We start from the raw sequence: 23754 nt of genomic DNA, 5'->3' as shown, positions 1-23754 counted from the left end.
GGAGGGTGGTGCCGGGGGAGAGATGCGCCTCCGGCGGGAGTATTTGGAAAAAGCCAAAGCCGGAATGTGGCTTTGAACTGAAAAGGGCCGGCGCTTTGCCGGCCCTTTTGCATTCAGGGGAAGACCACGATGGGGGTTCCGACCCGGACCATGGAGTAAATCTCCTCCATCTCCTTGTCGGTGACGGCGATGCAGCCGTCCGTCCAGTCGCGGCCGCGGCCGCGGTTGTTCTTCATGCCGTTTTCGCCGTGGATGAAGATATCGCCGCCCGGGCTTTTGCCATGGGCGCGGGCGAATTCGCGGTCCGCCTGATTGGGGTAGGACATGCCGACCGAGAGGTGAAAGCGCGAGTTCGGATTGAGGCGGTCGATGTAATAGACCCCCTCCGGCGTGCGGCCATCGCCTTCGAACTGTTTATGCCCCTCAGGCGCGAAGCCAAGGCCGATGTTATAGCTTTTGAGGATGCGGCCATTGTGCAGCAGATACATCTGCCGGGCCGATTTATGGACCTCAATCTTTGTGACCGCGGGCCCGTTATAGGATTTGAATTTGGATGATCCGCAGGCGGCGAGGCCGACCGCCATCACGATGACGAGAAAGAATTGAAAGAAGCGCATCACTGCCCGCGAGTTTTTGATTGCTTCTGAGCCGGATGCGATGATCCGGCCCGGAAGGCAATAAAAATCTGCGTGGGAGGGCAGATTGTGAACGGTTCAGCCGCGGCGGAAGGCGGCGACCATTTCGACATGGGTGGCCCAGCGGAACTGATCCACGACCTGGAGGTCCGACATGACATAGCCGGCGTTGATCAGCGCTTTTGCGTCGCGGGCGAAGGTCACCGGGTTGCAGGAGACCATGGCGATGACCGGTACGTTTGAGCGGGCAAGCTCACCGATCTGGGCTTCGGCTCCGGCGCGGGGCGGGTCGATGACCACAGCGTCATAGCGGCGAAGTTCATCCGGGATCAGCGGGTTGCGGAAGAGATCGCGGGTCTCGGCGGTGATTTTATGGGTGCCCTTTGCCATCCGGGCGCTTTGGTCGAGCGCGCGGGTGAGGGGGGCTGCGCCTTCAATGCCATGGACCTCAGATTGCAGCGCCAGCGGCAGGGTGAAGGTGCCGCAGCCCGCAAAGAGATCAGCCACGCGTTTTGCGCCTTTGGTGGTGGCGCAGACGGCATTGACGAGGGCGGCCTCTCCCTCAGCGGTGGCCTGGAGGAAGGCGCCGGGGGCGAGGTGGATCTGGCCGGGGCCTGCGGGCACCAGGGGCTGGGCGCGGGTGGCGGCGGCCTCTCCGTCCCAGGTGATGCGGGCGATGCCGAAGCGTTCGCAGAGCTGGCCGAGATCCTGCAGGAGCATGGCATCAAGGGGTTTGCCGCCGGTCACGGCCAGATCGGGGCCGGAGACCGAGGCGGTGATGGTGATCGACAGCTCGCCCTTGCGCGAGGCGCCGAGTTTGGTGAGTTCTTCCAGCGCGGGGAAGTGGCGTTTCACCTCCGGGTCAAGCAGCATGCATTCGGGGACCGCGATGACCTGATCCGAGCCGCGCATGTGAAAGCCGAGGGTCACCCCGGCCTTGGTGCGGCGGGCTGAGAGTGTGGCGCGGCGGCGGCTGTGGCCGGGCGAGGTGTGGATGGCGGTGATTTCAGCGGTGATGCCCTGGGCGTTCAGCGCATGAAGGACGACGCCTGCTTTCCAACCTGCCACGAAGTCATCATGGGCGTGCTGCAGCGCGCAGCCCCCGCAGGCGCGATAATGCGGGCAGGGGGCTTTGCGGCGGTGCACCGATGGGGTGATGATCTTTGCGCCTTCCAGGCGGTCGCCTTTCAGCTCGCCCTCAACCTCTTCGCCGGGCAGCATGGCGGCCACAAACACCGGGCCGTCGGGGCCTTTTGCGATGCCGTCACCGTGGTGGCCAAGGCGGTCAATGGTCAGTTTCATGGCTTACCTCAGGGGCGGCTGCTGCGCGGGAAGGCTGCGGTTTATGGCAAAAGCGGGTGAATGACCAGAGCGGGCTCAGGCCCTGAGGAAGCCACCGGACTGCCGCGCCCAGAGCCCGGCATAGAGGCCGCCCCGTGCCAGAAGCTCCTGATGGGTGCCTTCTTCGGTGATGCGACCGTCATCGAGAACGAGGATCCGGTCCATTGCGGCGATGGTGGAGAGGCGGTGGGCGATGGCGATGACGGTTTTGCCGCTCATGACGCGGTAAAGGGCCTCCTGGATCGCGGCCTCTGACACGCTGTCGAGCGCAGAGGTTGCCTCATCGAGGATCAGAAGCGGGGCATCTTTCAGGATCACCCGCGCAAGGGCGATGCGCTGGCGCTGACCGCCCGAGAGTTTCACGCCGCGCTCGCCGACATGGGCGTCATAGCCCGTGCGGCCTTCGGGGTCGGAGAGGCTGGTGATGAAGTCATGGGCCTCGGCCAGTTTGGCAGCGGCGATCATCTCAGCCTCTGAGGCTTCGGGGCGGCCGTAGAGGATGTTGTCGCGCACCGAGCGGTGCAGAAGGCTGCTGTCCTGCTGCACCATGCCGATGCGCCGGCGCAGGCTGTCCTGGGTGATGCGGGAGATGTCCTGGCCGTCGATCAGGATGCGGCCGGATTCGGCCTCATGGAAGCGCAGGAGCAGTTTGACCAGGGTGGTCTTTCCTGCCCCGGAGCGGCCGACGAGCCCGACTTTCTCGCCCGGCGCGATTTCAAAGGAGATGTCGCGGATGCCACCGGTGCCTTTGCCATAGCTGTGGCTGACGCCCTCAAAACGGATATGGCCGCCCTGCCAGTCGAGGGGTTTTGCCTCCGGCGCGTCGAGGACAGAGAGCGGCTGGGTAATGGTCTCCATCCCCTCCTGCACGGTGCCGAGGGCCTGGACGAGGCCGGTGGTGGCCCACATCAGCCAGTAGGTCAGATTGTTCAGCCGCAATACCAGGGCGGCGGCTGCCGCAACCGCGCCCACGCTGGCCGCGCCCTGATACCACAAGAGCCCCGCCCAGCCGATCACTGAGATGATCAGCAACCCGTTCAGCATGGTGAGGGTCACATCCATCCGGACGATGATGCGCATCTCTTCCTGAAACTTCAGGCGGGCGTGCTGTATCATATCCTTCGCCGTGGCCTCTTCGCGGGTGTGATGGGCGAAAAGCTTGAGCGAGGTGATATTGGAATAGGCATCGACCACATGGCCGGTCACCGCCGAGCGCGCATCGGCGCTGGCTTTGGCGGCGGGGCCGGCATGGCGGATCGTCCAGCGCACCAGAAGCCCGTAAAGCCCCAGCCAGACCAGCAGCGGCAGCACCAGGCGCGGGTCGGCATCGGCCAGCAGAAGGGCCGCCCCGATCACCGTCACAAGGCCAAAGGACATGGCATCAAAGGTCTGAAAGACCGCATCCCCGGCGGCGGGCGGGGCCTGCATGATGCGGTTGGCGATGCGGCCTGCGAAATCGCTTTCAAACCAGCCGACCGGCTGGCGCAGCACATGACGATGCGCGCGCCAGCGGATCATGGTGCCGAAGTTCGGAAGGATCGTGTTGTGCAGAAGCGCCGTGCCTGCGCCGGAGATTACCGGGCGCAGCAGCGCGATCACCAGGGTCACGGTCAGAAATTCAGGCCAGTGGGTGGCGATCACCTCGGCAGGCGTGCCTGCCGCCATCAGATCGACCAGCCGCCCGACATACCAGATCAGCGCAATATCGCCCGAAGCGATCAGCACAGAGAGCAGCGCTGTGACGAGAAAAACCCGGCAGAAGGGGCGGATATAGTCCTTCAGCCAGGGCCAGAGGCGGCGGGGTGGCGCATCCTGAGGCTCATATCCGGCGAAGGGATCAACGAGATTTTCGAAAAATTTAAACATCGCATCCGTCATTAAACTGCGGCGCGACGGGGTGTCCGGGCGGGGGCCGCCCGGACAAAACTCAGCCGAAGATCAGAGCGCCTCGCTGATCCAGGCCTGCAGCGCGGCCTTGGGGGCGGCGCCGACTTTATTGGAGACGACTTTGCCGTCTTTGAACAGGAACAGCGCCGGAATACCGCGCACGCCAAGCTGAGCCGCGGCGGCCTGATCCTGGTCGACGTTGATCTTTACGATCTTCACCTTGCCTTCATATTCAGCCGAAAGCTCTTCGAGCGCCGGGCCGATCTGACGGCAGGGGCCACACCATTCAGCCCAGAAATCGACGACGACGGGGATGTCGGCATTGACAACTTCGGCCTCAAAGGTCGCATCGGTGACGGGAACGGTGGCCATGGAACTCTCCTCGCATGGAGTTTGCGTTGGGCTGAACCTAGGTTCGCCCCCCCTCAGCGTCAAGGAGGGCAGCGGGAAGCGAGCCGGATCGGTTCAGCGCGGCTGAGGTCAAACCCGCAGGCAGCGCCATAAGTTCCCCCGAGGCGGTCCAGAGGATCGCGGTCTCAATCCGCCGCCCCGGCCAGATCTGCGCAAGGGCATGGGCATAGGCCCCCATCTGACGCAAAATACCCTCCGGCACCTGGTCGGGCGTTCGAGGCACCGTGGCGTTTGATTTGAAATCCACCGCGAGGATGTGATCGTCGCGCACAATCAGCCGGTCGATCGCGCCCTGCAGCACCCGCCCGCCCAGATCGGCATGGATCGCCACTTCGGCCAGAGTGTCCGGTGCGAAGATATGGGCAAGGCCCGGGTTGGTCAGGACCTGACGCGCCTCTGCCAGCAGCTCCTCATCCACACCCGGCAGGCTGGCGGCGATGGAGGGCCAGTCGCTTTGCGGATGTTCCGGCAGCCGTTCCAGCAGCAGATGCAGCGCGGTGCCGCGGTTCATCGCCAGGTCTTCGGCCAGACCGCCTTCACCGCCAAGCGCTTTGGCACCGCCCAGATCAGAGGGGCGGATCGGCAGGGGCATCGCAGGCGGGACGGGGGGCGCACGCCGCGCCCAGTCGGGCAGGGGGATATCCTCCTGAACCGCAGCGGCCTCGGGCGCACCGTTGTCCGGCCAGACACCGCTTTCGAGCCTGAGGCCGGGGCCAACGGGGCTGTCAAAAGGTTTCGCACCCGCCACCCGCAGCCCCTCGGCGATGGCGTTATACCAGCAGTCGGGCTTTTCAGCCTTGCCCGCGGCGGCCACGATCAGCCAGGTCTCGGCCCGGGTCATGGCGACGTAAAGCAGCCGCTGGTTCTCTTCGGTCCAGGCGCGGGCAAGCTCTTCTTTCGCCTGCAGAATCGCATTCGGAGAGGCGCTGTCTGCGGTGCGCCAGACCGGCACATCCCCTTCAATCAGGAGGGTCTCGCCGCCGCCTGCGGGCTTGCGGTCGCCGGTGTCGGGGAGGATGACCACCGGAGCCTCAAGCCCCTTGGAGCCATGCACCGTCATCACGCGGATCCGGTCACCCGCCGCATCGGCCTGGCGTTTCACCTCAACATCATCGGTCTCAAGCCAGTTCAGAAAGCCGGTCAGCCCCGGCACTTCCATCCGCTCATAAGAAAGCGCCTGGCCAAGGAACTGATCGATCCCGTCCTCTGCCTCCGGCCCCAGACGCGCGATGAGTTTGCGCCGCCCGTCATGGCGGGTGAGGATGCGGTCGATCAGCTCAAAGGGGCGCAGATAGTCCGACTGGCCGCGCAGATCATTCAGCACCTCCAGCGTGGCGGCATGGTCTTTGCGGTTGCGCAGCGCCTCCCAGAGCCAGCCTTTGCGGCCCTGCGCCAGATCGTAGATCTGCGCCTCAGACCAGCCAAAGAGCGGCGAGCGCAGCGCGGTCGCCAGCGACAGATCATCTTCCTGGGTGGCAAGGAAGGAAAGGAGCGCCGCCAAATCGCGCACAGCGATTTCCGCGCCGAGTTTCAGCCGGTCCGCCCCGGCGATTGGCAGGCCCGCGGCTTTGCAGGCGCGGATCACCTCATGAAAGAGGAGATTACGCCGCTGCACCAGGATCAGCACATCGCCCGCCCGCATGGGACGCGCGCCCTTATGGCTGGGAAGCTGCGTGCCCGCATCGAGCAGGTCTTTGATATGCTTGGCGATTGTCTCAGCCAGGATCACCTGGGGCGCGCGCGGACCCGGCAGATCCACCGGATCAAACCAGTCGCCGGGTTCCGGATCTTCCTCAGCGCCGATGACCGGCCAGTGATCGACCCGGCCCGGCAGGCTCTGATGAAAGGCGATATGCGAGACCGGTCCCATGCTGCCAAAGGGCGCGCAGGTGGTATCCACCGCCTTCAGCACCGCCGGAGACGAGCGGAAGGAATATTCCAGCGGCAGCGAGCGCAGCCCCGTGCCAAGCGCCTGAAGCCGCTCAGAGAAATGCGCCTGCATGGCGTCGAACTTCTCAAGGTCTGCGCCCTGGAAGGAATAGATCGACTGCTTTTTGTCGCCGACCACAAAGATCGTGCGGGGATTGTCCCGCGCCCCCTGGCCTGCGGTAAATTCCTGCGCCAGCAGTTCAATGACCCGCCACTGGTCCGGGCCGGTGTCCTGGGCCTCATCGACGAGAATATGATCGATGCCACCGTCCAGACGGTAAAGCACCCATTGCGCCACCGAGCTTTCCGACAGAAGATCCCGCGCCCGCAGGATCAGATCGTCGAAATCGAGCCAGCCGCGCAGCTGTTTGCGCCGCTCATATTCGGGCAGGAAGTGATCGGCGAAATCATAAAGGGCTTCGGCTTTCTCCAGCGCACCCAGAGCGATGCGCCGCGCACGGGCCTCCTCCACCCGCTCCATCAGGGCATCGAGTTCGTCGGCCAGATCCCCCAATGCTGACCGCGTGGCTTTGGTCGGAAAACTGCCGATTTTGGCCTTAAACGGCTCTTTGGCCGAGGCGCCGGTCAGCAGCAGACCTTCCAGAAGCTGCAGATCCTTCAGCCCCGGGTTGCGGAAATTGACGGCCGCCCATTTCGCCGCGGCCTTCACGTCATTGGCGGAGCCTTTGCCAAGCGCCTCACCCAGTTTTGAGGCCCATTGCGCCTCATCCCCGGTGAAAACAAAGCCCAGAAGCTTTGCTGGCGTGTCGCCCGGCACGGCATCCAGAAGTCCCGGCAGATCGGCGCGGTTCACAGCCGCATAACGCGCGCGTTTGCCCGCCACATCGGCGGCGAGCGACAGAAAATCCTCGCCGGTATAAAGGTTTGCCAGCCGCGCGATGACATGGGGGGCGCGGTGTTCGGCCATCTCCTCAATAATTTCGGCGCGCAGCAGTTCTGCTGAGCGGTCGTCCATCTCCACAAAGGACGGCGAGACCCGCGCCTCCAGCGGAAAGCGGCGCAGCAGCGAGGCGCAGAAGCTGTGGATGGTCTGAATTTTCAGCCCCCCCGGCGTCTCAATCGCGCGGGCAAAGAGGCGGCGGGCGGCGCGGATGGTCTCGGGCCCCGGCGCCTCAGTCAGACCCAGATCAAGGAGCGCGGCGATAAGGCGCTCTTCGTCCAGCATAGCCCATTCGCCCAGGCGGCGGAACAGGCGGTTCTGCATCTCCGCAGCGGCGGCCTTGGTATAGGTCAGGCACAAAATGCGCTGCGGCTCGGTGCCCGAGAGCAGCAGACGCGCCACGCGGTCGGTCAGAACCTTGGTCTTGCCCGAGCCCGCATTGGCCGAAAGCCAGGTGGATTGCCCGGGGTCAGCGGCCAGGCGCTGCCGCTCGGATGCGGGGTTGCTCATGGCGTCTCCTCAGGGCGGGGCAGATGGTCGACGGGCAGGCGCTCAGGCTCTTCGGTCATGTCCCATTCGCCAAAGCGCGACAGCTGGTCATAGTCTGAACCAAAGGCCTGCTTTTGCATGGCACGGCGCGCCGAATAGCCCTGCGCGGGATCGCTGTAGCTTTCAATCAGCTTCTTCAGCCCCTCACGGGCGCGGGCCAGGCTTTCACTGTCCACCGCCACCGAAGAGGCTTTGGGCGTGCTGCCAAGACCCACATAGGTCGCCGCTGCCACCTGGGCGGGGCCAAGACGCGGGAAGCCGCCGTCCTCGGCCATCATGGCCTGCAACAGAAGCTGCTGGTTGAAATACTGCTGCTGCTTTTCGGAAGGAGGCGTGCCGGTCTTATAGTCGTAGATATGCACCCGCCCGTCGTCCAGCCGGTCGATCCGGTCGGGCCGCGCGGTCAGGGTGAAGGTGGTGCCCGGAACCAGAAGCGCGCCGCCCTTTTCCAGCATCACCGGCTCTCCGGCATGGGCCTCTTCAAAGGCCAGAAACCAGTCGGCAATCCGCGCGATGCGGCTGCGCCAGAGCGCACGGGCGGCGGGCCAGGGGACTTCCGCTTCCAGCACCTCATCGGCGGCGGACATCAGATTCGCATAGCCGCCCGTTTCGGCCTTATGGCCGCCGCGTTTGGCGAAAACCTCCATGACGCGGTGAAGCACCGTCCCGCGCAGCCGGACATCGGGCTCGGCCCTCAGCGGATCGAGTTTGCGCAACCGCAGGATTTCGCGGGCATAAATCGCGTAAGGGTCGCGGATCAGCGTCTCAATTCCGGTCACCGGCAGTGTGGTCGGGCGGGCGGCCAGCGGCGGCACAGGGGCCGGGCGGCGGGCGCGGGGAACTTCAGCCTCAGGGCGCTCCAGGCCGCGGGCCATCTCCAGCCAGACCCGGCCTTTGGCGCGCATGCCGGCCAGGGCCTCGGGGCCGTGTTTATCAGGCAGGCCCTGCATCAGGTTCACCAGCCGGTTCAGCCAGCGGGAGGGGACGGTCTCCGCCTCTGCGCCGCGGGTGGCGCGGGTGATGATGACCTCGGCCCCGGCGACGGCCTGTTGAAAGTCATGCGCCGAAAGACCGATGCGGCGTTCGGGCAGCAAAAGCCCTGCCGCCACGCGCATATAACGGTTGAGCCAGGGGTCGGGCGGCGGCAGCCTGGGCCAGGAGCCGTCGTTCAGCGCGCCAAGGATCAGCAGATCTGAGGGCAGTTCCCGCGCTTCCCGCGAGCCTTTGATGCGAATGAGCGGATGGGCGAGAATGGTTTCGCGCACCTGCTGCGCGGCGATCACACCGTCAAAGAGTGCCGTGTAATCGCCCGGCGACAGCATGCCGCCATGTTCCGATTCACGCTCCAGCGACGCGAGGGCGGCTTCCGCGCCTTCACCCGCCGCCCCTTCCCAAAGCCGTCCGGTGCCCTCTGCGAGATGTCCTCCGGCCAGGGTTTCGGTCAGGCGGCGGTGGCGGGCCAGATGTTCGGTCAGGCTGGTCTCTCCGGCCTGCTCAATCCCGTCAAAGGCGGCTCCGAGCCACATCCCCCAGTCCGGCGCATTCTGAGCCGAGGCCCAGTCGCGCAGGAACTGCGCATCGGGATGCGCCGGGCCTTTACGGCGCAGATGCAGCTCCAGCGTGCGGGTCAGCATCATGTGCGGGCCGCGCGCCTCGGTGCTGGCGACCAGCGGGTGCTTCAACAACCCCAGAAGCTGATCGCCGGTCATCTGCCGCCCGAACAGCCCCGCCGTCATCCGCAAAAGCCGCCCCGGCGCCGAAAGCGCCAGCGGACGGCCTGAGCTGTCATCAGGCACAATTCCCCAGCGGTCGAGAACCGCCGAGACCTGGCGGGCCAGATCGCGGTCCTGGCTGACGAGTGTGGCCGAGCGGCCCGTCTCAGCCGCCTCACGCAGGATCAGCGCGACCGACAGGGCCTCAGCGCGGGGGGAGGGGGCCTCAATCAGCGTCAGCTTCTCAGCGGCGAGGCGCAGATCGGGCAGGTCGCGGCCCTCTTCCAGCCACTGGTCGGTGACCGGGGCGGGGCGCAGCGCGAGGGAGACCAGTTTGTTGCGCTCGGGCGCGGGGGGCAGGGTCTCGGTCCAGGGCCGGATCTGATCGGGGGTCGCCTCAAGCAGATCCAGCAGGCGGCGGGTCCGGTATTGCGGGTGATCCTCAGCGGTCAGCGCATCGCCCAGGCTGTCCCAGAGCGCATGGGGCATGTCGAAATCATGCCCCGGCATGACAAGGATATTGCCCGGAAAAGACAGAACCGCCTTGATCAGCAGCGCCGTCGCCCCGCGCGAGCCGGTGGTGCCTGCGATGATCTGCGGGCCGGGCGGCGGGTTTTTCGCCCAGAACTCCGCGAGTTGCTGTGCCACCATATGGCGGCGCGTCTCGGTCTGCGGGCTGGCATCGGGGCCGAAGAAGGGGGCGATGATGCTGAGAAACCGCTGCGTCCGCGCCCAGTGCAGAGAATGGTCAGAGACGTCAATCGCGGCCAGAGCCTCAGGCGACACGCCTTCGCCCGCCATCTCATCCATCAGCCCCGCCAGGCTGTCGGCCAGGGCATAAAGCGAGGCGCGTGGCGCCAGATCCGGCTCGGCATCCAGCAGCTTTGCGATCAGCTGCGTCAGCTGCAGGCGGCGGCGCAGCGGCGGCTCCGTCGGGGGCAGGCCGGGTAGGGGGATGGCTTCGGCCAGATCGGTGACCAGGCGGATCTTCGGCAGGATCGCGGGCGGCGTGAACTGCGCCCGGACCCGGCTGCGCATGCCTGACGAGTTTACCCAAAGCGTCACCCGTGCCATGGCCTCAGGCGGCTGACCGGCCATACGCGCGCGCAGTCCCCGCACCAGTTCTTCGGCGAAATCGAGGCCGGGCGGCACGCCACAGATCTGGCTTTGCGGGTTCATCGGATCATCTCTTCCGCGATCTCAATGCCCTCAGGGTGGCCGACATCGCACCAGAGCCCCTCGTGCAGAATGCCGTAAGCCGTGCCGGCTGCGATCTGCGCATCCCACAGGCGGTTCAGGGAAAAGACATCCTCGTCAATGTCATGCAGCCCCTCAGGGCAGAGGATCTGCGCCCCCAGATAGGTCAGATCGCCGCCGCGCGAGATACGGCTATCGCAGTCGAGCGAAAAATCCCCGCCGCCTTTGCGGCCGCGAATGCCCTCCGCCCGCCCCAGAAGTAAAAGCGCCTGCATCCGCTCGCCGTCCCAGGCGGCGCTGAGTTCCACAAGCGGGTTGGCCCCGGTCCAGACCGCATCCGAGTTCAGCGTGTAAACCGGCCCCGCGCCCAGCAGCGGCAGGGCTTTGCGCAGACCGCCCCCGGTTTCGAGGATGCGGTCGCTTTCATCGCTGATGGCGATATTGCGGCCCTCCAGATGAGCGCGAAGCTGGGCGGCGCGGTAATGGGTGTTGACCACCACCCGCTCAACTCCGGCCGGACCTGTCAGATCCAGCGCATGGTCGATCAGCGCCCGTCCGGCCACCGGGATCAGCGGCTTGGGCTGATGGGCGGTCAGCGCACCCATTCGGGTGCCAAAACCGGCGGCAAAGAGCATCAGGGATCGGGGCAGGTTCCGCACAGATCTTCGATCCTTTTCAAAGCGGTGGCGTCAGGAGCGGGCAGGCGGGCTGCGATCTCGCGCAATTCTGCCAGTTCCGGTCGCGCAAGGCAGCGCTGCAGATACCCCCAGACGCGGGGAATGAGTTTGACATATCCGGGCTTGCCGAAATGCAGCGAGAGCCGGGTAAAACCGCCCAAAATCCGCAGGTTGCGCTGTGCGCCAAGCACAGCGCAGGCGAGCGCCGTCTGGTTTGGGTCTGCCCCGCGCAGGGCGGCATAATCTGCGATCATCGCATCGGCGAAGGCGGGATCTACGTCGCGCCGCGCATCCTGCAGCAGCGAAATCACGTCATATTCCGGCTGCCCGAGTGAGCCCATCTGGAAGTCCAGAAGACCCGCACGCGCAGCCCCCTCCCGCCCGGGCAGCCAGAGCAGGTTCTCGGCATGGTAGTCCCGCAGCACCAGAACGGGGACTTGCGTGCAATGCGCAGACATGGCTTCCGCCATGGCCGCGACCAGCGGCGCAGGGTCCTGCGCCTCGCCGGTGACGGCACGGGCGTACCAGCTGAAGGCAAGGCCCGCCGCATCGGCCATAAAGCCGGGGCTGTGCGCGGGAAGACCCGCCGGCGGCGGCGCCTTTTGCAGAATATGCAGCGCCTGCAATGCGGTTTTATAAAGTGCGGCCGGATCTGCGCCCCGATCGAGAACGCGGGCATAAAGATCGTCCCCCAGATCTTCGAGCAGCAGAAACCCGTTCTGCTCATCCGCTGCCAGGATCTCAGGCGCAGAAAGGCCAAGGCTGCGCAGATGGCTGGCCATTTTGACGAAGGGACGCACATCTTCACCGCGCTCGGGCGGCGCATCCATCAGCACGAGCGTTTTGTCCCCGAGGCTCAGCCTGTCATAGCTGCGCGGCGAGGCATCCCCGGCAAGAAACCGGCGCTGCCAATGATCATAACCGTTTTGGGCAAGGAAGAGGCGGGAAAGCTCGGCTCTGGAGGTCATGGTTTCAGGAGGGTCCGGATCTGAGGATGGTCGGCAAGCTCTGCGAGCCGCTTTGCCGGGCCGGTCAGGGTGAGCGCGCGCCCCTCACCTTCGGCCTGCCAGGTGAAATGCAATGCCCCCTGCGGCGTCAGATCCCCCAGACGGTCGGGCCATTCAATCAGGCAGACCGCGTTTTGCATGGCGTCATCAAGCCCCAGTTCGATCACTTCCTGAGGGTGGCCCAGCCGGTAGAGATCCGCGTGCCAGATCTCAAACTCCGCGGTGTCATAGACCTGCACCAGGGTGAAGGTCGGGGAGGGCACATCCTCAAAGCGCCCTTCCCGCGCGAGGGCCGCATGGATCATGGCCCGCGCCAGATGGGTTTTGCCAGAGCCGATCGGCCCGTCGAGCAGCAGGACATCGCCTGGGGTGAGCCTTTCGGACAGGGCTTCGCCAAGGGCGGTCGTGGCCTCCGCATCGGGCAGGGAAAGGGTGAGTGAGGCGGGCGCTTGGGTCATGCCTTTGTTCTAGCGCCAAAGCATCGGGCGGGGAAGCGGCTTGCCATCCGTCCGGTGGCAGGCCCGGCGGGTTTAACCTGCGGGGATGGCGCGGGAACGGGGTCTGCGGGCAGGGGGCGTCGCGGGAGTGGTGGCTGCGCGCTGAGCAGCGCTGCGGAAGGTGACCAGAACCGCGTCGCCGGGCAGATGTTTGAGGTGCAGCCTCAGCGCACGACCGTCCCTGCGCCGGATCATTCCTTCCAGCGGGTCGCGCCGCTCGGGCCGCTGCAGCCAGCGCTCAACCTCAGACCAGAGCGGGTCGGGCGTGGACTGGGCACGCCAGGCGGCACAGATCGTGCCGATGCGGTGCAGGGTCAGGCTTTCAGAGAGGTTCTCGTGCCAGAGACGGTCATAGGCGCTGTTGGACAAAAGCACGTCGCCCGATGCGGAAAAGACGATCACCGCCTCCTCCATGGCGTCGAGCACGGATTGGCCAAGCGCAAGATCCGTGCGCAGGCGGCGGGAGCGGCTCACCTCATGGCTGATGTCGTGGATCAGGAGGGTGATGGCGCCGGGCGCAGGGCTGTGGCCCACCACCTGAAAGGTCTGCCCGTCAGGCAGTGGCCAGATCTCTTCATAGCCCGGGCAGTCTTCTGCGCCGATGGAAGCGATGCGGGCGCGCCAGGCGGGGTAATCACGCGGCTCCGGGAGCATATTGCGGTGGCGAAGCTCATCCAGAAAGGCCGAAAGCCTGGGCTGCGCTGCCAGAAACTCGGCCGGCAGGCCGGTCAGATCGGTCAGTGCGGGGTTGAAAAGGCGCAGCTCCCCCGAAGGGGCGAAAACGGCAAGACCGATGGGCAGCCCCGCGAAGGTGAGCGCCAGGGTGCGGACAAAGGCGTTCATGGCATCGTCCCCCGCCGGCGTTTCCTCAGCGGGAAGGGCCAGGCGAACGGGGGCGCCGGGCACATCGAGGCGGCGCAGCCGCCAGCGGCGTGCGTCTGTGCCCGTGCCGAGGGTCAGCAGGCTGCCGTCTTTGCTGCCCGGCGGAAAGGCCTGGGGCAGGGGCCAGCCGCGCCGTGCGGCGGGGCGGTCGCGGATATTGGCGGGCAGCAGCGCATCATAGGCTGAATTTACAGCGGTCACGATTCCCTCGCGCGTATCTTCGGTCCAGAGCGGCAGGGGAAGCGCCTCAAGGATGGCGCGCAGGCGCGCGAGTTCTGCATCGCGCAGGCGGATGGCGGGGGTGTCAGATGGCAGGTCCGGCGCGGCATCTGCCGGTGAGAGGCGGATATGCTGCAGACCGCTGCGCCACTCCCCCCGCAGCAGAAGGCCGCTCTCGGCGGCAGGGCCGATCCGGAGGACGCCTTCGGTTTTCAACTGATGAAGTGCAGCCGCCCCGGGACCGAAGCTCTGCTCCGCCCAGGCGAGAAAGCGGTGCCAGTCCCCCGGCCCCCCCGCAGGCAGGGCGGCAAAAAACGCCCGCCCGGCGGCGCTGGCGTCCAGCAGCCTGTCGCCGTCAAAAAGAAGGGTCAGCCCGCCTTCCGCTGCATCCGGTGGCAGGATCTGCCTGTGGCGGGGCAGCGCGTAAAGCCCGGCGCTGCCCAGAATGAGCATCGACAGGACAAGCCCCGCCAGGCCGAAATAAGGCAGATACGCAGAAATCATGGGTCATCCCGATGCCTGAACCCTCAGGATGACGCCAAAATGTTAAGTTGAGATTAACTCAGGTCTCACAGGTCAGGGTTGTTCCGGTTCTCGCCAAGACCGCCGCTCGTCGTTCCCGAAATCGCGGCAAGGGGCCAGATCAGCTCAACAATCGCGCCTGAACGCTCGGGGCGCTCATGCTGATCGAGGAAGGGATCGCCGCCGTTGCGGAAGGTGATGGCTGCACCCGAGCGCTCCAGCAGCGTCTTGGCGATAAAGAGGCCCAGACCCATCCCGTCATAGCCCGGCCGCGCCTTCACCTCATCCGGGCGCGCGCGCAGGAAGGGATCGCCAATACGGCCAAGCAGATGCGCCGGATAGCCCGGACCATCGTCAATCACCCGCACGATCAGATGCTCATCCGTCCAGTGGCCATCGATCCAGACGGTGCTGGCGGAAAAATCCACCGCGTTCTGAATAAGGTTGCGCAGCCCGTGGATCACCTCTGCCGCGCGACGGATGACGGGCTGTTTTCCCTGGCTCGCATCGGCGGGGCGCAGATCAAAAATCAACTCGCGACCGCGGTTCATATGGGGCTCTGCCGCTTCCCGAAGTACGCTGTCGAGCGGGGCCTGCCGCAGGTGAAGGTCGTCCTTTCCGGCCCGTCCCATGGAGTGCAGAATGTCACGGCAGCGGTCGGCCTGGTCGCGGATCAGCTTTGCATCCTCGCGCAGGTCGTTCAGATTTTCGTGATCGGACAGCTCATCCATCAGCTCCGCGCTGACCAGTTTGATGGTGGCAAGCGGCGTGCCCAGTTCATGGGCATAGGCCGCGACGACACCGCCCAGATCGGTCAGCTTCTGCTCCCGCGAGAGGGCCATCTGGGTGGCCATCAGCGCACTGGCCATATTGCGGATCTCTGCCGAGACGCGGTGGGTATAGACCGCGATGAAAATCGTCGTGATCAGAATGCCAAGGAGATAGCCATAGCTCAGAATGGGCGGAATGGTGATCATCTCACCACTGGTGTAGACCAAAGGCAGGCTGAAGACCGAGGCGCAGACCGAGGCGATCAGAGTGGCGATGCAAATTGTCGTTGCAGATCCGCGTCTTAGGCCGGTTGCGGAAATGGCGACCGGGGCCACCATCAGCAGTGCAAAGGGATTGGTCGTCCCCCCCGTCAGCGCCAGAAGAACCGCCAGCTGCACCAGGTCAAAGAGCAGAAGCGCCCGCAGTTCTTTGCTGCTGAGCCGGTAGTTGGCGGGCAGCAGGGTCGAGGTCAGAAGGTTCGACAGAACCAGCGCCCCGATGGTCACCGCGCAGGCGAAAAGCGGCAGCGCCAGATCAAACCAGAGCGTCACCGTGGCGATCGCCCCGATCTGACCTGCAACGGCGGTCCAGCGCACAAGAATGACGGTCTGCATCCGCACCCATGTGCTGTCCCCGCTGAGGAATTCGGCGTCCGGCTGGACGTGTGGCATTGACATGAAAAGACCCCGGTCGCTTCTGGAGTTGTTGTCTGTCCCGGGTCCGGGGCGTAAAAGGCCGACTTTCCTGCCCGGGCGCAGGGCCGAGTATATACGGAGATTGATCTTCATGACCAGGGTCTATGCCGCGATCGCGGTGGGTGCTGTGGCCGCGCTGCTCGGCGGAACGGCGTGGTATGTTTTCGCGCGCAACAGCGCCGACCCCCTGGCGCCCTGCCGCTCTTCCGTCGTCGCCGGAGGCTCGGGGGCAATCGGCGGGCCCTTCACGCTGGTTGACCACAATGGCACAGAGGTCACGGAAAAAGATGTCCTGACGAAACCGTCTCTGGTCTATTTCGGTTACACCTTCTGCCCGGACGTCTGTCCGGTCGATACGGTGCGCAATGCAGAGGTGATCGATATTCTTGATGAGATGGGCCATGAAGTGACCCCGGTCTTTGTGACCGTTGACCCGGGCCGTGACACGCCCGAGGTGCTGGCCGATTATGCAGAGAATATCCATCCCAGGATGATCGGCCTGACCGGTACCGAGGCTCAGATCGCCGCTGCGGCGAAAGCCTACCGCGTCGTTTACCAGGCCGAAGAAAAAAAGGACGACTACTATCTGGTCGGCCACATGACCTTTACCTATCTCATGGACCCGGAGAAGGGTTTCCTTGACTTCTTCCGCCGCGAAATTCCTGCGGACCAGATGGCGGCTCAGGTCGCCTGCTTTCTGGAAAATTCCTGAGAAAGTGCCGGCTGCCCCTGAGCCGGTCTGCGTGATGTATTTCGGGGCGTGATGTAAACGGAGGGACTGATGTCCGATTTCGATCCTGCTGATCTTGGCGAAGACCGTTCACTGCTTCTCGTTGATGATGATGAAGCATTCGTTAAGCGTCTGGCCCGCGCCATGGAAAAGCGTGGTTTCCAGCCGGAGACGGCTGAAAGCGTGGCCGCCGGTAAGGCGATCGCTCTGAGCCGTGCGCCGGCTTATGCCGTGGTCGACCTGCGCCTGGAAGACGGGAATGGTCTGGATGTGGTGGAGACCCTGCGTGAGCAGCGCCCTGACTGCCGCATCGTGGTGCTGACCGGCTATGGGGCGATTGCGACCGCTGTGGCCGCGGTGAAGATCGGCGCGCTGGATTACCTGTCCAAGCCGGCAGATGCCAATGATGTGATGAACGCGCTTCTCTCCAATCCGGATTCGCTGCCGCCGCCGCCGGAAAATCCGATGTCTGCGGACCGCGTGCGTTGGGAGCATATTCAGCGTGTTTATGAACAATGCGACCGTAATGTTTCTGAAACGGCGCGTCGTCTGAATATGCATCGTCGGACGCTGCAGAGAATTCTGGCGAAAAGAAGTCCGAAGTAAGGAACCGTAAAGACTCCCATGCGTAATTCAGCCTGATGGTAAATCGGGCTGGATTTCTATTTCGATATCCAATATGCCCGTCAGTCATGTCGTTTCAAACGATTACAAAATTTTCAAGTACCGGAATTACCGGAGGGGCGTATGGAACTTGATCTGAACACACTGTCGCTGCGTGAGCTGAAAGATCTGCAGGTTCGGGTGAACCGTGCAGTGGTGACTTACGAAGACCGTCGCAAGAAAGAAGCCCTTGCAGAGCTGGAAGATAAAGCTCGTCAACTGGGATTCACCCTGAATGAACTGCTGTCGGGACAACCGCAGCGTGCCACCCGTGCACGCAGCGGTGGTGGTGCTGCGAAATTCGCAAACCCGCTGAATCCGTCCGAAACCTGGACCGGTCGCGGCCGTAAACCGAAATGGTTTACCGAGGCTCTGGCTATGGGTCAGACTCCGGATGAGATGGCTGTTCCGGAAACGTGATCGCGATAACTGAGATATCAGAAAGGGGCCGTTAATTCGGCCCCTTTTTATTTCGCTATGCGGTTTATAATTTTTACACGCATGAAATAAAAAGATAATTTTGGTTACACAGATCTGTGCTGCCTTAATTGTGTGCATTTTTATTTAATACTCTGTGCATTCGCGAATGATGACAGTTTATTGAACGCTTCCCATATCAGCGCTGATCAGAACAGGAGATTGCAATGTCAGTCGAATTTGCGCTCGATACTTTCGGGGATGTTACCCGCGGTCCTGACGGACAACTTCTGTCGCAGCCGCAGGTTCTGCGGAATGTTGTGGCAGAGGCCGTGCTCGCCGATCAGGTGGGAATTGATTACATCGGTCTGGGAGAGCATCACCGCGACGATTTCGCGATTTCCTCGCCTGAGGTGATCCTTGGCATGATTGCGGGCCAGACCTCGCGCATCCGGCTCGGCACGGCGGTTACGGTTTTGTCGACGGATGATCCGGTTCGGCTGTTTCAGCGTTTCTCGACCCTGGATGCCATTTCTAGTGGCAGGGCAGAGGTGATCCTGGGCCGTGGCTCCTTCACCGAAAGCTATCCGCTTTTTGGTTATGAGCTTCAGGATTATGAGAAGCTTTTTGAGGAAAAGCTCGATCTTTTTATGCGTCTTGTGCGTGAGAAAAAGGTCAGCTGGTCCGGTGAAACCCGCAGCCCGCTGAAGAATACCGCCGTTTATCCGCCGCTCTCGGATAAGGGGCTGAAGGTCTGGGTTGGCGTCGGCGGCAGCCCGGAGTCCGTGGTTCGCGCGGTGCGACATAATGTCCCTTTAATGCTGGCAATCATCGGTGGCGACCCGCGCCGTTTCCGTCCTTTTGCCGAATTATATCGCGATGCGGCCAATCAGATGAATCAAACGGTTCAGCCGATCGGGGTACATAGCCCCGGCCATGTTGCTCCGACCGATGAAGAGGCGGTTGAGCAGGCCTGGGCCGGATATGAGACTTTGCGCAGCCGTCTGGGGCGTGAACGCGGCTGGGGCCCGCCGTCGAAGCGCGAGTTTCTGGCCGAAGTGGCCTCGGGCTCGATGTATGTCGGCTCCCCCGAGACGGTGGCAAAGAAGATCGCGGGGACCGTGAAGGCGCTTGGTCTGTCGCGCTTTGAAATGAAGTACTCGCAGGGCACCCTGAGCCATGAGGCAATGATGCGCTCGATTGAGCTTTACGGCACGCAGGTCATTCCCCGCGTGCGCGAGCTGATCGCCGGGTAAGAGAAAGGCCGCCGGATCTCCCGGCGGCCTTTTTCAGTTCTGGTAGTAATCTTTCAGCTGCATCCGAAGGTCTTTTTTCGAGATCTTCCCCGTGGCGGTCAGCGGGATGGTTTCAACGAAGACCACATCATCGGGCAGCTGCCATTTCGGCATTCTGGCTGCCATGGCCTCAAGGATCGTGGCGGCCGCCACCTCTGAGCCGGGGGCGCGGATGACCGCCAGCAGCGGGCGCTCATCCCATCGCGGATGCGGCACCGCGACGGCGGCGGCCATGGCCACGCCCTCGCAGGCGATGGCGGCGTTTTCCAGATCGATCGATGAGATCCACTCGCCGCCGGATTTGATCAGATCTTTGGTGCGGTCCACGATGGTCAGCTGCCCCTCGGGGCTGATCCGGGCCACATCCCCGGTGCGGAACCAGCCCTCGGTGTCAAAGGCTTTGGCAGAGGCGGCGGGCGCATCATAATAGGCCGCGATCACGCCGTGGCCCCGCACCAGCAGTTCCCCGGTGGCCTGATCGTCATGGGGCAGGCGCCGGCCGTCTTCGTCGACGATCTTCAGCTCCACCCCGAAGGTCCGTTTGCCCTGGGGGGTGGCCTCAGCGATCCGGGCTTCCGGGTCGTCAGCGGGGGTGGGGCGCGTCACCGTGCCGATCGGGCTCATCTCGGTCATGCCCCAGGCATGCAGAGCGCGCACGCCAAAGCCGTCAAAGCTGCGGATCATCGCCTGGGCCAGCGCCGAGCCACCGATATAAAGCACCTCAAGCCGGGCGGGTTTGCGCCCGGTCCTGCGCATCTCTTCCAACAGCCCCTGCCAGACCGTCGGCACCCCCCAGGAGGCGGTCACCCCGGTCTTTTCCATCAGGGCACAGACCGAAGGTCCGTCGAGTTTCGGCCCCGGAAAGACGATATCGGTCCCGGTCAGCGGCGCGGTATAGGGCAGCCCCCAGGCATTGACGTGAAAGAGCGGCACGACCGGCATCACGCAGCGGCCCTGACCAAAGCTGTCGGGTGCCGCAAGCGCCGTCGACAGGGCGTGCAGAATGGTTGAGCGGTGCGAGTAAAGCGCGGCCTTCGGATCGCCGGTGGTGCCGGAGGTATAGCACATACAGGCGGCCGTGCCCTCGGGCACCTCTGTCCAGAAGGGCAGCTCCTCTGACTCTGCAATCAGCTTTTCGTAAGGGGTTGCGCCCTCAGTCACCTGATCGTCGCTCAGGCTGTAGAGTTTGATGCCCTCCGGCATCTGCGGGTGAAGGTCCTGCACCAGGCTGGTGAAGGTGGTGTCAAAGAACAGCGCCTGATCTTTGGCGTGGTTCATGATCCAGGCGATCTGCTCGGGGAAGAGCCGCGGGTTGATGGTGTGGCAGACCGCTCCGATCCCCGCGATGGCGTAGTAAAGTTCAAAGTGCCGATAGCCGTTCCAGGCCAGCGTCGCGATGCGGTCACCCGGCCCGAACCCCTCTGCGCGCAGCGCCGAGGCGAGGCGGCGGATACGTCCGCGTGCTTCTGCGATCGTATAGCTGTGCAGATCGCCCTCAACCCGGGCCGAGGTGATCCTCAGCCCCGGGGTCACTTCGGCGGCGTAATCCAGAATTGCCGGGATCGACAATTCGCGGTGCATCATCAGCCCGGGCATCGGCGCGGGCAGGCCTTCAGTCGTCATCCGTCTCATTCTCCCTTTCCGCCACGGCCTGTGACGGCTTTCGCGCGTGCCGTCCCCTTCAGGGGCCTCCCCGGCTCGCAGCCGGCGCATGGTGCAACGGTGGCCTTCCGCCTGTCCATAATTTTCCCCCCTTTGCTGAAATTCCGGGCACAGGGGTGCGAAAGGCTGGCGGCAATCCTTTCGCTTTTCTATAGCTCACTCTGCGGAGGTTTTCCGCCGGCGGCCCGACCGGGCCTGCCTGAGTTCAGGACCCGAGGATATCCCATGATCCAGCGCATCAACATCGGCCCGCGTATGTCAGAGGCCGTCATTTATAACGGCACCGTCTGGCTGGCCGGTCAGATCGGCGAAGGCGCAACCGTCGCCGAGCAAACCGCTGACGTGCTCCGTCAGATTGACGCGCTGCTGGCAGAGGCCGGCACCTCGAAAGAGAACATCCTTCAGGCGATCATCTGGCTGGCCGATATGGCCGATTTCGCTGAGATGAACTCGGCCTGGGACGCATGGGTGCCCCAGGGCCACACCCCGGCCCGCGCCACCGGCGAGGCAAAACTGGCCGCCCCGCAGTATAAAGTTGAGATCATCATCACCGCTGCGATCCCGGCGAAATAATCCGGCAGTCTGCCGCGCCTCTCACCAGGCGCGGCAGAGGCTCACGGAAAATTTTGATCAAAATTCTTGCCAGAACCGCGTCGCCGCCCCAGGCTTAAGCGCAGCAGGAGTTTTTATCATGTCGCGCATTTCCAATCATCTGCCCACCGCTGAGCTGCAGGCGCTTGACGCCGCGCACCACATGCACCCCTTCACCGCAGGCGCACAGCTTGCCGAAAAAGGCGCCCGCGTCATCACCCGCGCCAAGGGCGTCTTTCTGACCGACAGTGAGGGTCATGAGATCCTTGACGCCATGGCGGGTCTTTGGTGCGTGAACATCGGCTATGGCCGTGAGGAAATGGCCGGGGCCGCCGCAGCACAGATCCGCGAGCTGAGCTATTACAACACCTTCTTCCAGACCACCCATGTGCCCGCCATCGCGCTTGCGGCAAAGATTGCAGAACTCGCCCCCGGTGATCTGAACCATGTGTTCTTCGCAGGCTCCGGCTCAGAGGCGAATGACACCAATATCCGTCTGGTGCGCCATTACTGGGCGCGCAAAGGCCAGCCGGAGCGGCGGGTGATCCTGTCGCGCTGGAACGGCTATCACGGCTCTTCCATGGGCAGCGGCAGCCTGGGCGGCATGAAGCCCATTCACGCTCAGGGGGGGATGCCGATCCCGGAGATTTACCACATCGGCCAGCCCGACTGGTGGTCTGAGGGTGGCGAGATGTCGCCGGAAGATTTCGGCCTCAAGCGCGCGCGTGAACTGGAAGCGAAGATCAAAGAGATCGGGCCGGAGCGTGTTGCCGCCTTTATTGGCGAGCCGGTGCAGGGGGCGGGCGGTGTGATTATTCCGCCCCCGACCTATTGGCCGGAAATCCAGCGCATCTGTGACGAATACGGCATCCTTCTGATCGCCGATGAAGTCATCACCGGCTTTGGCCGCACCGGCCAGTGGTTCGGCAGCCAGACCATGGGGATCCGTCCGCATATCATGACGGTGGCCAAGGGGCTGTCCTCGGGCTATGCGCCGATCGGCGGCTCGATCATCTGCGATGAGGTGGCCGAAGTGATCGCGGGCGATGAGTTTAACCACGGCTATACTTATTCCGGGCATCCTCTGGCGGCGGCTCTGGCGCTGGAGAACCTGCGCATCATGGAGGAGGAGCGGGTGGTGGATCACGTCCGCAACACCGCCAACCCTTATCTTGCGGTGAAATGGGCGCAGCTGACCGATCACCCCATGGTGGGAGAGGCAAAACTCTGCGGGCTCATGGGCTCAATTGCGCTGACGCCGGATAAGTCGCGCCGCGCAGCCTTTGCCGCCGGAGAGGGCAAGGTGGGCTATCTGACCCGCGAGCGCTGCTTTGCCAATAACCTTGTCATGCGGCATGTGGGCGACCGGATGATCATCGCGCCGCCGCTGGTGATCACCACGGCTGAGATTGATCTGCTGATCGACCGCGCCTGGACCTCGCTGGATGAGGCTATGGCTCAGGCGAAGGCCGAGGGTCTCTGGCAGGCGGCATGAGCGGCGTGACCCCGCAGCATGATCTGGCCTGGAAGCGCCTGCGAGAGACGCTCTTTGAGGGGCGGCTCGCGCCGGGGCAGGCGGTGACGGTGGCTTCTCTCGCCGCTGACCTCGGTCTTGGCACCATGCCGGTGCGTGAGGCACTGCGCCGCGTGACCGCTGAGGGGGGCTTCGAGGCCTCCCCGACCCGGCGTCTCAGCGTGCCCGATCTGTCCTCTCACCAGCTTGCCGCCCTGATCCGCGCCCGTGCGCTTCTTGAGCCTGAGGCCTCCGTTGCCGCGCTGCCCCATCTCAGCGCCGCGCAGGTGACAGATCTGCAAAACCTCGATGAGGCTTTGTCGCAGGCGATCCGGCGGGGCGACCGGCGCGACTATATGCGGCTGAATTTTCGCTTTCATTTCAGCCTTTACCGCGCCGATCCCGGATCGGTTCTTGTGCCACTGATCGAAAGCCTGTGGCTGAAAACGGGGCCGCATATGTCGCGGCTTTTTGACTCCGCGCCCGGCTTTCTGCGCGAAGACCGCCATCAGCAGGCGCTCATCGCGATCCGCCAAAGCGATCCTGAGGGGCTGCGGCGGGCCATCGCAGGGGATATATCTGACGCGCTTGAAGCACTCTCACCGGTTTCGGCTTTACCCTGAAGGGGCGCACCCCTTTTGCAGACCGCCCCTCTCGGCTATATATCATGACATCCTGAGAGAATGAGGCACTGGTGATGACTGAGACCTGGACCATGAGCACCCCGCCGGATGATCCGGATGGTGGTTCTGATGCATCCGTCGTCACGAAGACCAGACCGAAGACCCAGCGGCCGCCGATGTATAAGGTGATGCTGCTGAATGATGATTATACCCCGATGGAATTCGTGGTGCATGTTCTGGAACGCTATTTCGGCATGAACCACGCCCAGGCCTTTGAGATCATGCTGACGGTCCATAAAAAAGGCCTCGCCGTGGTCGGGGTTTACAGCTTTGAAGTGGCGGAGACCAAGGTCGCCCAGGTGATGGAGGCGGCCCGCCGCCATCAGCATCCGCTTCAATGCACGATGGAAAAGGAATAGGGCCGGAGG

20 protein-coding genes are annotated in these 23754 nt (G+C 63.9%); 8 read left to right on the top strand and 12 right to left on the bottom strand.

Annotation, left to right across the window (positions count from 1 at the left end; genetic code table 11):
* Positions 1 to 113 precede the first annotated feature (113 nt).
* The 11 genes from EP867_RS00175 to regB form a co-directional block, all read right to left on the bottom strand.
* Complete coding sequence (locus EP867_RS00175; protein ID WP_128486199.1) at positions 114 to 617, bottom strand: L,D-transpeptidase family protein; 504 nt, start codon at positions 615 to 617, stop codon at positions 114 to 116.
* A gap of 96 nt (positions 618 to 713) precedes the next feature.
* Positions 714 to 1937 (bottom strand): class I SAM-dependent RNA methyltransferase, encoded by a 1224-nt coding sequence (locus EP867_RS00170; protein WP_128486198.1) that lies wholly within the window; start codon positions 1935 to 1937, stop codon positions 714 to 716.
* Positions 1938 to 2012: 75 nt separating this feature from the next.
* Positions 2013 to 3842 carry an ABC transporter ATP-binding protein gene (locus tag EP867_RS00165; protein WP_128486197.1) on the bottom strand — a complete coding sequence of 610 codons (1830 nt, stop codon included), beginning with the start codon at positions 3840 to 3842 and terminating at the stop codon, positions 2013 to 2015.
* A 72-nt stretch (positions 3843 to 3914) separates the two neighbouring features.
* Positions 3915 to 4235: a thioredoxin gene (gene trxA / locus EP867_RS00160; protein WP_128486196.1), complete on the bottom strand. Its 321-nt coding sequence runs from the start codon at positions 4233 to 4235 to the stop codon at positions 3915 to 3917.
* A 37-nt stretch (positions 4236 to 4272) separates the two neighbouring features.
* Complete coding sequence (gene addA / locus EP867_RS00155; protein ID WP_128486195.1) at positions 4273 to 7614, bottom strand: double-strand break repair helicase AddA; 3342 nt, start codon at positions 7612 to 7614, stop codon at positions 4273 to 4275.
* Positions 7611 to 10544, bottom strand: a complete 2934-nt coding sequence (addB, locus tag EP867_RS00150; RefSeq protein WP_128486194.1) for a double-strand break repair protein AddB — start codon at positions 10542 to 10544, stop codon at positions 7611 to 7613. Before addB ends, addA begins: the two co-directional genes overlap by 4 nt.
* The gene (locus EP867_RS00145) at positions 10541 to 11221 is read right to left on the bottom strand and encodes a nucleotidyltransferase family protein (RefSeq protein ID WP_241656771.1); all 681 of its coding nucleotides are present in this window, start codon (positions 11219 to 11221) and stop codon (positions 10541 to 10543) included. The genes addB and EP867_RS00145 overlap by 4 nt, the downstream gene beginning before the upstream one ends.
* Positions 11197 to 12207: an aminoglycoside phosphotransferase family protein gene (locus tag EP867_RS00140; protein ID WP_128486193.1), complete on the bottom strand. Its 1011-nt coding sequence runs from the start codon at positions 12205 to 12207 to the stop codon at positions 11197 to 11199. The genes EP867_RS00145 and EP867_RS00140 overlap by 25 nt, the downstream gene beginning before the upstream one ends.
* Positions 12204 to 12704, bottom strand: a complete 501-nt coding sequence (gene tsaE, locus EP867_RS00135; protein WP_128486192.1) for a tRNA (adenosine(37)-N6)-threonylcarbamoyltransferase complex ATPase subunit type 1 TsaE — start codon at positions 12702 to 12704, stop codon at positions 12204 to 12206. Before tsaE ends, EP867_RS00140 begins: the two co-directional genes overlap by 4 nt.
* 72 nt (positions 12705 to 12776) lie before the next feature.
* Positions 12777 to 14348 carry a PAS domain-containing protein gene (locus EP867_RS00130; RefSeq protein WP_128486191.1) on the bottom strand — a complete coding sequence of 524 codons (1572 nt, stop codon included), beginning with the start codon at positions 14346 to 14348 and terminating at the stop codon, positions 12777 to 12779.
* A gap of 65 nt (positions 14349 to 14413) precedes the next feature.
* Entirely contained in the window at positions 14414 to 15808 is a 1395-nt protein-coding gene (regB, locus tag EP867_RS00125) for a sensor histidine kinase RegB (RefSeq protein WP_380049807.1), read from the bottom strand.
* A gap of 115 nt (positions 15809 to 15923) precedes the next feature.
* On the opposite strand from regB, the gene EP867_RS00120 reads away from it, so the two are divergent.
* The 4 genes from EP867_RS00120 to EP867_RS00105 all read left to right on the top strand — a co-directional run bounded on the left by EP867_RS00120 (position 15924) and on the right by EP867_RS00105 (position 18898).
* Positions 15924 to 16544 carry an SCO family protein gene (locus EP867_RS00120; protein WP_128486189.1) on the top strand — a complete coding sequence of 207 codons (621 nt, stop codon included), beginning with the start codon at positions 15924 to 15926 and terminating at the stop codon, positions 16542 to 16544.
* A 69-nt stretch (positions 16545 to 16613) separates the two neighbouring features.
* Positions 16614 to 17168, top strand: coding sequence for an ActR/PrrA/RegA family redox response regulator transcription factor (locus tag EP867_RS00115; protein ID WP_128486188.1), 555 nt, complete (start codon positions 16614 to 16616; stop codon positions 17166 to 17168).
* A 141-nt stretch (positions 17169 to 17309) separates the two neighbouring features.
* Positions 17310 to 17645 carry an H-NS histone family protein gene (locus EP867_RS00110; protein WP_128486187.1) on the top strand — a complete coding sequence of 112 codons (336 nt, stop codon included), beginning with the start codon at positions 17310 to 17312 and terminating at the stop codon, positions 17643 to 17645.
* Positions 17646 to 17869: 224 nt separating this feature from the next.
* Complete coding sequence (locus tag EP867_RS00105; protein WP_164888720.1) at positions 17870 to 18898, top strand: LLM class flavin-dependent oxidoreductase; 1029 nt, start codon at positions 17870 to 17872, stop codon at positions 18896 to 18898.
* A 33-nt stretch (positions 18899 to 18931) separates the two neighbouring features.
* Here the strand turns inward: EP867_RS00105 and EP867_RS00100 are convergent, their stop codons facing one another.
* Positions 18932 to 20560 (bottom strand): long-chain fatty acid--CoA ligase, encoded by a 1629-nt coding sequence (locus tag EP867_RS00100; protein ID WP_241656770.1) that lies wholly within the window; start codon positions 20558 to 20560, stop codon positions 18932 to 18934.
* A gap of 264 nt (positions 20561 to 20824) precedes the next feature.
* Here EP867_RS00100 and EP867_RS00095 point away from each other — a divergent pair, with 264 nt between their 5' ends.
* From EP867_RS00095 to clpS, 4 genes are all read left to right on the top strand, one after another.
* Complete coding sequence (locus EP867_RS00095) at positions 20825 to 21172, top strand: RidA family protein (protein ID WP_128486185.1); 348 nt, start codon at positions 20825 to 20827, stop codon at positions 21170 to 21172.
* 118 nt (positions 21173 to 21290) lie between these two features.
* Positions 21291 to 22685: an aspartate aminotransferase family protein gene (locus tag EP867_RS00090; protein WP_128486184.1), complete on the top strand. Its 1395-nt coding sequence runs from the start codon at positions 21291 to 21293 to the stop codon at positions 22683 to 22685.
* Complete coding sequence (locus tag EP867_RS00085; RefSeq protein ID WP_128486183.1) at positions 22682 to 23326, top strand: GntR family transcriptional regulator; 645 nt, start codon at positions 22682 to 22684, stop codon at positions 23324 to 23326. The genes EP867_RS00090 and EP867_RS00085 overlap by 4 nt, the downstream gene beginning before the upstream one ends.
* Positions 23327 to 23400: 74 nt before the next feature.
* Positions 23401 to 23745 carry an ATP-dependent Clp protease adapter ClpS gene (gene clpS, locus EP867_RS00080; protein ID WP_164888719.1) on the top strand — a complete coding sequence of 115 codons (345 nt, stop codon included), beginning with the start codon at positions 23401 to 23403 and terminating at the stop codon, positions 23743 to 23745.
* The last annotated feature ends 9 nt before the right edge of the window (positions 23746 to 23754 follow it).

Source organism: Falsigemmobacter intermedius, from assembly GCF_004054105.1.
Lineage (GTDB): Bacteria > Pseudomonadota > Alphaproteobacteria > Rhodobacterales > Rhodobacteraceae > Wagnerdoeblera > Wagnerdoeblera intermedia.
This window is presented reverse-complemented; position numbering and strand designations above follow the sequence as displayed.